General features: G+C 74.9%; 1 protein-coding gene. It reads left to right on the forward strand.

What is annotated here, in order from left to right:
- On the forward strand, positions 1-2,378 hold a 2,378-nt coding region (locus IEY73_RS32505), incomplete at both ends, for a type I polyketide synthase (RefSeq protein ID WP_189083188.1).

Consider the following 2,378-nt stretch of genomic DNA (forward strand, 5'->3'; position numbering starts at 1 on the left):
TACGCTGCGGCGAACGTGTTCCTGGACGCCCTGGCGCACCTGCGCCGCGCCCAGGGCCGCCCGGCCACCGCCATGGCCTTCGGCCTGTGGGACATGGACGCCGGGCTGGGACAGCACCTGGCCGACGTGGACCGCCGCCGGATGGCCGGCCAGGGCGTGCCCACGCTCACCCGCGACGAAGGGCTGGCACTGTTCGCCGCCGCGCTGCGGTCGTCCGCGCCGGACGCCGCCGCGCCCGCGGTGGCCGCCATCCGGCTGGACGCCGCCGCCGTGCGCGCCCGCACCGACGAGGTGCCGGCACTGCTGCGCGGCCACGTCGCCGCGCCGCGCCGCGCCGCGAGTCCCCAGCAGTCGGCCGCGGACAGCCTGCGCGCCCGCGCTGCGGACGCCGAGAGCCTGCGCGGCCGCGCTGCGGACGCCGAACACCGGGAGATCCTCGCGCTGGTCCGCGAGCAGGTCGCCGCGGTCCTCGGGCACGGCTCCGCGGACGCGATCGGCCCCGACCGGGCCTTCTCCGAGCTGGGCTTCGACTCGCTGGCCGCCACCGACCTGCGCAACCACCTGAACGCCGCGACCGGGCTGCGGTTGAGCGCCACCCTGGCCTTCGACCACCCCAACGCGCGGGCGGTCGCCGACCACATCCTGGAACGCCTGGGCGCCGCCCCGCAGGGACAGAGCCGGCCGGCGCGGACGGCCACCCGCGACCACGCCGACGACCCGATCGCCATCGTCGGCATGGCCTGCCGCTACCCGGGCGGCGTCACCGACCCGGAGTCGCTGTGGCGGCTGGTGCGCGACGGCGTCGACACCGTCGGCGACCTGCCCGCCGACCGCGGCTGGGACCTGGCCGGGCTCTACGACCCGGAACCCGGTAAGGAGGGCAAGAGCTACACCCGGCACGGCAGCTTCCTGTACGACGCGGCCCAGTTCGACCCCGCCTTCTTCGGCATCTCCCCGCGCGAGGCCACCTACATGGACCCGCAGCAGCGCCTGCTGCTGGAGGCATCCTGGGAGGCGCTGGAAACGGCCGGCATCGACCCGACCGGCCTCAAGGGCAGCGCCACCGGCGTGTTCGCCGGAGTCATGTACCACGACTACGCGCTGAACGTGTCCCCGTCGGGCACCAGCGGCGGCAGCGTCGTCTCCGGCCGGGTGTCGTACACGTTCGGGTTCGAGGGCCCCGCGGTCACCGTGGACACCGCCTGCTCCTCCTCGCTGGTGGCGCTGCACCTGGCGGTGCAGTCGCTGCGCTCCGGCGAATGCGACCTGGCGCTGGCCGGCGGCGCCACCGTGATGGCCACCCCGGGCATGTTCCTGGAGTTCTCCCGCCAGCGCGGGTTGTCCCCGGACGGCCGGTGCAAGGCGTTCGCCGCGGACGCGGACGGTGTCGGCTGGTCCGAAGGCGTCGGGGTGCTGCTGGTCGAGCGGCTGTCCGACGCCCGGCGGCTGGGCCACGACGTGCTCGCCGTGGTGCGCGGCACCGCGGTCAACCAGGACGGCGCCTCCAACGGCATGTCCGCCCCGAACGGTCCGTCGCAGCAGCGGGTCATCCGCGCCGCGCTGGCCGACGCCGGACTGTCCACCTCGGACGTCGACGTGGTCGAGGCGCACGGCACCGGCACCACCCTCGGCGACCCGATCGAAGCGCAGGCGCTGCTGGCCACGTACGGGCAGAACCGCACCGAACCGCTGCGCCTGGGCACCGTCAAGTCGAACATCGGCCACACCCAAGCCGCCGCCGGCGTCGCCGGGGTGATCAAGATGGTGCAGGCCATGCGGCACGCCGAGATGCCGCGCACGCTGCACGCGGACCTGCCCTCACCGCACGTGGACTGGACCGAGGGCGCGGTGGAACTGCTCACCCAGGCCCATCCGTGGCCGGACGGCGAGCACCCCCGCCGCGCCGCGGTGTCCGCATTCGGCATCAGCGGCACCAACGCCCACGTGGTGCTGGAACAGCCCGCCGCGACGCCGTCGCCGGAACCGGCGCGCACCGAGGGGCCGATGCCCTGGGTGCTGTCCGGCAGGTCCGCCGCCGGGCTGCACGACCTGGCCGCGCGGATTGGCGCCGTGGACGCCCACCCCGCCGACATCGGCCACACCCTGGCCGCGGGCCGGGCGGCCCTGTCGCACCGCGCCGTGGTGGTCGGCGCCACCCGCGACGAACTGCGCGCCGGGCTGACCGCGATCGAAGCGGTCGAGGCTGCCGAAGGCCCGCTGGCGATGATGTTCACCGGTCAGGGTTCGCAGCGGGCCGGGATGGGCCGGGAACTGTATGACCGGTTCCCGGTGTATGCGTATGCGTTCGACGAGGTGTGCGCGCATCTGAGCATCGACTGGGATGATCTGGATGCCACGGGTAACGCGCAGCCGGCCAT

It is taken from the genome of Mangrovihabitans endophyticus (genome assembly GCF_014646155.1).
GTDB lineage: Bacteria > Actinomycetota > Actinomycetes > Mycobacteriales > Micromonosporaceae > Actinoplanes > Actinoplanes endophyticus.